Origin of the sequence: Chromobacterium alticapitis (assembly GCF_002924365.1) — a bacterium.
Taxonomy (GTDB): domain Bacteria; phylum Pseudomonadota; class Gammaproteobacteria; order Burkholderiales; family Chromobacteriaceae; genus Chromobacterium; species Chromobacterium alticapitis.
On sequence record NZ_PQWB01000007.1, the window covers coordinates 61,904 to 70,609 of the forward strand.

Annotated in this window: 8 protein-coding genes and 1 pseudogene; 4 read left to right on the forward strand and 5 right to left on the reverse strand. The window is 63.8% G+C overall.

All coding sequences use genetic code 11. The annotated features are described in order from the left end of the window. Positions 1–53: 53 nt before the first annotated feature. The 4 genes from C2I19_RS01470 (at position 54) to C2I19_RS01485 (ending at position 3,370) form a co-directional block, all read left to right on the forward strand. Positions 54–821 carry a type 2 periplasmic-binding domain-containing protein gene (locus tag C2I19_RS01470; protein WP_103900950.1) on the forward strand — a complete coding sequence of 256 codons (768 nt, stop codon included), beginning with the start codon at positions 54–56 and terminating at the stop codon, positions 819–821. A gap of 175 nt (positions 822–996) precedes the next feature. Beyond that, on the forward strand, positions 997–1,779 hold the full coding sequence (locus tag C2I19_RS01475) for a 3-hydroxybutyrate dehydrogenase (protein WP_103900951.1): 783 nt from the start codon (positions 997–999) through the stop codon (positions 1,777–1,779). A 9-nt stretch (positions 1,780–1,788) separates the two neighbouring features. Further along, entirely contained in the window at positions 1,789–2,988 is a 1,200-nt protein-coding gene (locus C2I19_RS01480; protein ID WP_103900952.1) for a patatin-like phospholipase family protein, read from the forward strand. 34 nt (positions 2,989–3,022) lie between these two features. Further along, the gene (locus C2I19_RS01485) at positions 3,023–3,370 is read left to right on the forward strand and encodes a transporter substrate-binding domain-containing protein (protein WP_103900953.1); all 348 of its coding nucleotides are present in this window, start codon (positions 3,023–3,025) and stop codon (positions 3,368–3,370) included. A gap of 12 nt (positions 3,371–3,382) precedes the next feature. On the opposite strand, the gene C2I19_RS01490 is transcribed toward C2I19_RS01485, so the two are convergent. The 5 genes and pseudogenes from C2I19_RS01490 to C2I19_RS01510 form a co-directional block, all read right to left on the reverse strand. Then, complete coding sequence (locus C2I19_RS01490; RefSeq protein WP_103900954.1) at positions 3,383–4,027, reverse strand: DUF2239 family protein; 645 nt, start codon at positions 4,025–4,027, stop codon at positions 3,383–3,385. A gap of 70 nt (positions 4,028–4,097) precedes the next feature. Then, entirely contained in the window at positions 4,098–5,921 is a 1,824-nt protein-coding gene (locus C2I19_RS01495) for an ABCB family ABC transporter ATP-binding protein/permease (RefSeq protein ID WP_103900955.1), read from the reverse strand. A gap of 82 nt (positions 5,922–6,003) precedes the next feature. Continuing rightward, positions 6,004–6,963: a choline/ethanolamine kinase family protein gene (locus C2I19_RS01500; protein ID WP_103900956.1), complete on the reverse strand. Its 960-nt coding sequence runs from the start codon at positions 6,961–6,963 to the stop codon at positions 6,004–6,006. A 561-nt stretch (positions 6,964–7,524) separates the two neighbouring features. Continuing rightward, positions 7,525–8,352 (reverse strand): annotated as a pseudogene (locus C2I19_RS01505) (IS5 family transposase); the annotation flags it as partial. Continuing rightward, positions 8,345–8,706 (reverse strand): transposase (locus C2I19_RS01510; protein ID WP_146056721.1); only part of this gene is annotated, 362 nt, incomplete at its 5' end. The gene C2I19_RS01510 and the pseudogene C2I19_RS01505, both read right to left, overlap by 8 nt.

Genomic DNA, 8,706 nt, shown 5'->3' on the forward strand with positions numbered 1-8,706 from the left:
CCCGTGCCCCTTGCGCTACATTGACGAAAACCGCCGGAAACATCACCAGGCACATGAAATCTCTGCTGACACTGCTCTTGCTCGGCTGTTGCGCCGCGCGAGCGGAAACGCTGGCCATGGGCATAGGCGACCAGGCCTTTCCGCCGTACAAGCTGGGCGACGCCGCGCTGGACCCGCGCCACCCCGGCCTGACGGTGGAATTGATGCAAGACGCCGCCCGCGGCTGCGGCCTCGCGCTGGACATCCGCCTGCTGCCCGGCGCCCGCCTGCTGAAAGAGCTGGAAAACGGCGACATCGACGCCGTGATGATGCTCTCCTACTCCGCGGAGCGCGCCGCCTACGCGGTTTACCCCCTGCGCGACGGCAAACCGGACGAGAGCCGCCGCCTGGCCACGCTCAGCTATGTGCTCTATGTCCGCAACGACAGCGCGGCGCGCTGGGACGGCAAGAAGCTGACGCAGTTGCGCCACCGCGTGGGAACCAATACCGGCTGGTCCATCAACCGGGACCTGCAACTGATGGGCGTGCCGACTGAAACCGCCAACAGCGTGGCGCAAAACTTCTTCAAGCTGGTCAACCAGCGCATCGACGCCTACGCCGTGCATGAATCTCTGGGCGACGCCTATCTGGAGCACAACCCGTCCCTGCCCATCCGCAAGCTGCAGCCGCCCATCAGCACCAAGCCCTACTTCCTGCCCTTCTCCCGCCATTACGCGGCCAGCCATCCGCGACAAGCGGAGTGCCTATGGAACGCCATCTCCAAAAACCGCGACGAACAGCTGCGCCGGCGCATCCCTTTCTACCTGGACGCCGACAGCTAGCCCGCGGCTGCGCCAATCCAAACATGCCATTAGAATAAACATGGATGCGGGAACTCCCCAGATCGATCAATCTCCTATCCAAGGTACCGTTTTACCCGAAGAGCGGCCCAGCCCGCCGCTCGCGGCAGCAGCTTCGCCAGTTGTTCCATTCAGCAGAAACGACAGGAGAATCACCATGCAATTGAACGGAAAAGTCGCCCTGATCACCGGCGCCGCCAGCGGCATCGGCAAGGAGATCGCCCTGGTTTACGCCCGCGCCGGCGCGGCGGTGGCCATCGCCGACATCAACCTGGACGCCGCCAACAAGGCGGCCGACGAAATCGTCAGCGCCGGCGGCAAAGCCATAGGCGTAGCGATGGACGTCACCAATGAAGACGCGGTCAATCAAGGCACCCAGCAGGTGGTGGACGCCTTCGGCCAGCTGGACATCCTGATCTCCAACGCCGGCATCCAGATCGTCAATCCCATCGTCAACTACAGCTTCGCCGACTGGAAAAAGATGCAGGCGATACATGTCGACGGCGCCTTCCTCACCACCAAGGCCGCGCTGCAGCACATGTACAAGGACAAACGCGGCGGCGTGGTGATCTATATGGGCTCGGTGCACTCGCACGAGGCCTCGCCGCTGAAGTCAGCCTATGTCGCCGCCAAACACGCGCTCTTGGGCCTGGCCCGGGTGCTGGCCAAGGAGGGGGCGCCCTACAATGTGCGCTCCCACGTGATCTGCCCCGGCTTCGTGCGCACGCCGCTGGTGGACAAGCAAATTCCGGAACAGGCCAAGGAGCTGGGCATCAGCGAGGAAGAAGTGGTCAAGCGCGTGATGCTGGGCAATACCGTGGACGGCGTGTTCACCACGGTGGACGACGTGGCGCAGACCGCGCTGTTCCTGGCCGCCTTCCCCAGCGCCGCCCTGACCGGCCAGTCCTTCGTGGTCAGCCACGGCTGGTACATGCAATAAGGAGGCGACATGGCGCTGGAAAAACGCAATCCGGCCTGCCACGCCGACGCCGGGCATCATCATAGCCCGGCGCTGCCGCCGGACCACCGCTACCAGGTGGTGGCGCTGGTGCTGCAAGGCGGCGGCGCGCTCGGCGCCTACCAGGCCGGCGTGTACCAGGGATTGGCCGAAGCCAGGCTGCACCCCAACTGGGTGGCCGGCATCTCCATCGGCGCGCTCAATGCCGCCGTGATCGCCGGCAATCCGCCGGAGAAGCGCGCCGATCGGCTGGAGCAGTTCTGGCATACCATCAGCCGCCAGCCGCTGCTGCCGCCCAGCCCGCACAATCTGCTGGATGATCGGCATGCGTTGCCGCCGGCGCTGCAAGGCTGGTTGAACGGGCTGGAGGCCTGGCGCGCGCTGATCGAGGGCCAGAACGGCTTCTTCGTGCCGCGTTCGCCGCTGCACGCGCCACCCGGCGGCACCGCCAGCTTCTATGACACCTCGCCGCTGAAAAGCACGCTGGAGCGCCTGGTCGATTTCGACCGGCTCAACGACAGCAACGAAATGCGGGTATCGGTGGGCGCGGTCAACGTGAAAAGCGGCAACTTCGTCTATTTCGACAATACCCAGCAACGCCTGCGGCCCGAGCATTTCATGGCCTCCGGCGCGCTGCCGCCGGGCTTCCCCGCGGTGGAAATAGACGGCGAGCGCTACTGGGACGGCGGCATGGTGTCCAACACGCCGCTGCAGCAGGTGCTGACGGCCCGGCCGCGCAAGCATTCGCTGGTGTTCCAGGTGGATCTGTGGAACGCGCGCGGCGCGCTGCCGGAAGACCTGTCCACGGTGGCGTTGCGGCAGAAGGACATCCAGTTCTCCAGCCGCACCCGCATGATCACCGGCTATATGCAGGAATCGCAGCAGTTCCGCCAAATGCTGCGCGAAGTGCTGGAGCTGGTGCCGGCGGAGCGGCGCGACGCGCCGGCTTACCGCCGCGCCGAGGAACAGGCCTGCGACCGCGTATTCAACGTTCTGCACCTGATCTATCAGGACAAGCCGAGCGAAGGCCATTACAAGGACTACCAGTTCAGCGCCCGCACCATGCGCGAGCACTGGACCTGTGGCCTCGCCGACATCCGCCGCACCCTGGCCCACCCGGAATGGCTGAACATGCCGTCACCTGAGCAACCCTTCGTCAGCCACGACGTGCATAAGCCGCGCCAGGCCTGAGCTGCCGTCGCCGCCGCCTTGCTATGCTGGAGCGGTGGCGAATACGGCGGCGAGGTTCAGAACAGGAGTATGGGCCGCGCTGACGATTGTCCTGCCTTGGCTCGCGCAGGCGGAGCCGGCTCGCTGGCTGACCGACAACGACGCCCCGTTCAATTTGCCGGACGCACATGGCGGCGTCACCGGCATTTCCAGCGAGATGGTGATGTTCCGCCGCGCCGGCATCGACTACCGCATCGAAATGCAGCCCTGGGCGCGCGCCTATAATCTGGCGCAAATCGATCCCCGCGCCTGTCTGTTTTCCACCACCCGCACGCCAGGACGGGAAAAGCTGTTCGTCTGGATAGGCCCGCTGCTGACAAAGCGCTATCTGGGTTCGCCCTGAGCAGCGGTCGGCCTAAGCCTCGAACGCCAACCGCCAGGCATGCTCGCGGATATCCGCCGGCCAAGACGCCATATGCCTCGCCAGTTGCTCGCCATCGTCGGCGAACAACGCGCGTAACGCCTCCTCATAGCCCGGCAGATCGCCGGCCAAAACCGTCATGAACTGGTAGGCCGCATCGCGCGCCATTCGGCGGCTGCGCGGATCGCCGGCTTTTTTCCTGCCTTCGTCTATCAAGCGCCGCAGCGTGGCCGACGCGCCGCCCGGCTGCTCGGCCAGCCATTCCCACTGCCGGGGCAGCAGCGTCACCTCGCGCGACACCACGCCCAGCTTGGGCCGCCCCCGCCCCCTAGGCGCGGTAGGCGCGTCATCCTCCTCAGCCGCTTCGGCTTTGGCCGGCTGAGCCAGCGCGGCATAACGACCCGGATAGGCCTGCGGCGGACGAGCCAAACGCTCGATCACCTCCGCGTCGCTGCCGCGCAAATCCAGATCCACCACTCGGCCATTGGCGTCGTCAAACACCAGCAAAGGATCGGTCGAGCCGTTCTCCACGGCGGCTTTCACCGCCAGCGCCACCTCGGCCAAGGGGCCGGACAGCAGGCGACGCGCGCCTTCGAATGCGGTGCAGGGTTTCAATAAGGTTTCAGCCGGTGTGCTCATGATGGGAGACGGTCCTGAAGATGCGGATACAGCGCGACATACTACCAGGGTAATAATAAATGCGCAGCCATCAGCCCTGCACCACCGTCCATGATTGCCAGGCCTTGTCTGTCGGCGCGCCCGCGGTTTCCACGTCCGCCCGCTGCAAACGCCACATTTCGGCATAGCGCCCACCCTGCGCCAGCAAATCCGCATGCCGGCCCCGTTCCACCACCCGCCCTTCGTCCAGCACCGCGATTTCATCCGCGTCGACGATGGTGGACAAGCGGTGGGCGATGATCAGCGTGGTGCGATTAGCCGACGCCTCGGCCAGCGCGCGCTGGATGGCCTGCTCGGTGCGCGAGTCCAGCGAACTGGTCGCCTCGTCGAAAATCAGGATGGGCGGATTTTTCAGCAAGGCGCGGGCAATGGCGACGCGCTGCTTCTCGCCGCCGGACAGCTTGAGTCCGCGCTCGCCCACCTGGGTATCGAAGCCGTCCGGCAGCGCGGCCACAAAATCGCGCAGATGCGCCGCCGTCGCCGCGGCGATCACCTCTTCGCGGCAGGCTCCCGGTTTGGCGTAAGCGATGTTGTGATACAGGCTGTCGTTGAACAACACTGCCTCCTGCGGCACGATGCCGATATGGGCGCGCAACGTATCCTGGCTCAGGCCTCGGATATCGACACCGTCGATCAAGATTGCGCCTTGCCCGACATCGTAAAAACGGAACAGCAAGCGCGACAGCGTGGACTTGCCGGCGCCGCTGGGCCCGACCACCGCCAATGTCTTGCCGCCGGGTATCTCCAGGCTCAGCCCGCTCAGAATCGGCCGCTGGCCATCATAGGCAAACGACAGCGCCTCGAAACGGACCGCCGGACAAGACGCCGACAAAGCCTGGGCATCCGGCGCGTCCATCACCTCCGCCCGCACGCCCAGCAGCTTGAACATGCGCTCGATGTCGATCAACGCGTGTTTGACCTCGCGATAGACAAAACCCAGAAACGTCAGCGGCCCGTACAGCTGGGTGATAAAGGTAGCCACCAGCACCACGTCGCCTACCGTCATGCTTCCGGCGACGACGCCTTGCGCGGCCAGCACCATGATCCAGCTGATGCCGCAGGCGATGATGGCCGCCTGGCCGGCGTTGAGCAAGGACAACGCCACCTGGTTCTTGATCGCGGAAGCCTCCCAGGCCGCCAGATTGCGGTCATAGCGCGCGGCTTCATGCGCCTCGTTGCCGAAATACTTCACCGTTTCATAATTGAGCAAGGCGTCGATAGCCTTGGCGTTGGCTTGCGAATCCAGCTCGTTCATCCGCCGCCGGTAGCCGCTGCGCCACTCGGTCACCAGCAGGGTATAGACGATATAGCTCGCCATCGTCGCCAAGGTGACCGCCGCGAATGCCCAGGCATAGCGCTGGAGCAAAATCGCCGTCACCATGCCGATTTCCAGCAATGTGGGCAGGATGTTGAACACGGCGAAGTTAAGCAGAAAGCCTATGCCCTTGGTGCCGCGCTCGATATCCCGGCTGACGCCGCCGGTTTGCCGCTCCAGATGGAAACGCAGCGACAAACGGAGCAAATGCCGGAACACATCCAGCGCCGCCTGGCGCACCGCGCCCTGTATCACTCGGGCGAACACCGCGTCGCGCAACTCTCCCAATACGCCGGACAGCAGCCTGGCCAAGCCATAGCCGGTCAGCGCCAGCACGGGCACGACCAAGGCGGTCGCCGGCATGGACAAGCGATCCACCGCGTCCTTCAGATACAGCGGCACCGACACCGCCGCCGCCTTGCCCAGCATCATGCAGGCCATGGCCAGCAGCACCCGACCCTTGAACCGCCAGATCAAGGGAAACAACATCCACAGCGCGCTTCGCCCCGCCCGGTTTTCGTCTTGCTCGCTCGCCAACATCTCACTCTCGCTTATTTGTCTCGCCTGCTCATCACGCCTAGCCGGCTGATTTGCCGTAACCATGGTTGGCTCCACCCGCCGCTCAGACTCCCGGAGCAGTGCGCCGCGCCAAAGCCTGCCTGTAGGCGTCAGACTGTTGGAATCGCTGCATCTCCGCCGCCAATGTCGCAGCCGCCACTTCCGGCGCGCTTTGCGCCCCGTCCGAGGCCAGCAAAGCGAATAATTCGCCCCAAGTTACGGGAGACACCGCCTCTAAACGCACATCGGCGTCGCGCCGCCTCGCCGCCAGGAAAAAACCCAAGGCATAGAAAGCCAGCGCGATCACTCGCCCTGCCGCCATGCGGCCTTGCTCTGCCGGCGTGGGTTCTGCTTGCAAATAGGCTTGCAGCAAGCTTTGCCCTTGCTCAGGAGTCGAAAACACAAACACGCCCAGCTGCGCCAGATCGAGGTAGGGGTCGCCCAGACCGGCGGTTTCCCAATCGAGGAACAGCACGCGCTGGCCGGACAGCACAATATTTCCTGGGTTTAAATCAAGATGACAGGGCACGCGGGCGTTTTCCCGGCTGATCGCGTCCGCCTCAGCCGCCGCCTGGCAAACCGCCTGGATGACGGCGTCCGGCTGGCTCAAGCCCAGCTTGGCCACCTCGCCGGCCAGGATGTCCGCCAACGGCATGCCGCCATCGAAAGCCTGGCTTTGGTGCAAGCGCCGCAGCGCCGAAGCCATGCGCCGGATGCCCGCGGGGGAACGATCCAGCGCCTCCGCCGCGATGAATTCGGAAATGGTGATGCCGCTGGCCGCATCGGCATAGACCAGCCGCGGAGCCACTCCCAGTGCCGCCGCGCCGCGCCAACACTGCGCCTCGCGCTCAGCGCGCTCGATATGTGCGCTCTGGCGGATGACAAAGCGTTGCCCGCTGGCCTCGAAGCTGAAAATGCGCGCGCCCGACAAACCCTGCGCCAATGGTTGCGGAACGATCCCGGCCTCATCGGGAAACACCTTGTGTATTGCGGCGGAAATCGCCTCTGGTATAGGAAATGACATGGTATGCCTCGTGATTTGGCTCAAGCGACGCCGACAGGCATGCCGGTTCGCGAACACGAGCCAATATATACCATGGTAAAAATTAGATAAAGCATATTACCAGGGTTATAATAATTTTCACCAAGCAGTGCGGCTTAGCCGCCACAGGCCTTCTTGCGCCGCCGCGCGATCTTAACCGCTCGCGCCCGCCAAGGCATCGCGCCGAATCGAAGCGCGCGCGCCGCACACCTTCCCGCGCCAGCAGGGTCAACCATGGAACCATTGCGCCCTCATGCAATAGCGGCATGGCCGCCAGTGCCCAGGCAATCATGATGTGGTGGCGATACAGGTCAGACCGGGGTTGAGTGAGCCTGCTTTGTGCAAGGCACGTCAGAGTGCGCTTTGTTGCTTAAGGCTCAGCCTGCGGACTCCATCAGGGACAGAGGATTGCTCTCAATAAGGTCCGGATATATGGCTGCAATCGTTCCTGCTCTCCATCATGACGTGAGTGCTTGGCAATCGGGGGCGTCCATATATGCATAACCCCGCCCAAGAGTGAGCATCCCCTTTCCCCACGCGGCTTCAGCCCATCGCCGCTACCGCCTCGGTCTTCCGGCAGCCCAGGGCGGTAAAGCGGTTCAACAGCGCAGCGCGCACTTGCAGTTCCGCCCCCTGCCGATCAAAGGTGAACGCCATCACTCGGCTCCCCAGTCACTTGAAACCATGCATCTTCGTTTCCACCAGACTGCGCCGGTGATAGCCGCTCCAGCGTTTCCAGATTCGTCGCCCCAAGCGTTTGCACGCTGCAATCGCCGCGTTGCGGACTTCGCTGCCGGCAATGCTCGACTTCCACGGCTTGGCGTTCTTGCGCGGCGGAATCACTGGCAGGATTCCCCGCTCAAGTCGCATTGCGTAACAACCCTGGGTGTCATACGCGCCATCCAGCGTCGCCGTGGCAACGGGTTCATCCGCCGGCAGCGGCATCAACCACTCCGGCAGTATCGGCGCGTCTCCCGCACCATTGCCAGTCACCTCGATGGCCCGGATTTCCAGCGTTTCGGCATCGATGCCGAGGTGTACCTTGCGCCATTGCCGACGATATTCGGCGCCATGTTTTTTGCGTTTCCACTCGCCTTCGCCGAGAAACTGGACGCCTGTACTGTCAACCAGCAGATGCAGCGGACCGTTGTTGCGGCGATAGCCGATCTTGACCTGCAAAGTGCGCTGGCGACGGCATACGGTGGAGTGGTCCGGCGCCGGCCAGTCGAGCCCCCCCAATTGCAGCAGGCTTTGCGCCATGCCCAGACTCTGGCGCAATGGCAGATTGAACAAGCATTTAATGCTCAGAGGCGCTGTTGCACAAATCCTGAACAGGTCGAGGCCCCCCTTTCCCCAAACGGATTTACGCCACCGCCACCGTGCACGGACGGCCCAGCATGCTGAAGCGGTTCAAGATGGCAGCACGCACTTGCAGCTCTGCCACTTGACCATCGAAACGACGGGCCGTCACCCTTTCCCCCAACCGTTTGAAGCAACCCATTTTGGTTTCCACCAAGCTGCGGCGATGATACCCGCTCCAGTGCTTCCAGATCGCCCGGCCTAGTCGTTTGGTCGCCCGTAGAATCTCGTTGCGCGCCAGCACACCCAGGGAACTTCCTTTCCATGGCCTCGCATTCTTGCGGGTCGGGATGCACCCGATCGCACCCCGCGCGGCAATCGCCTCATGGCACGTCTTGGTATCGAAAGCGCCATCCCCGCTCACAC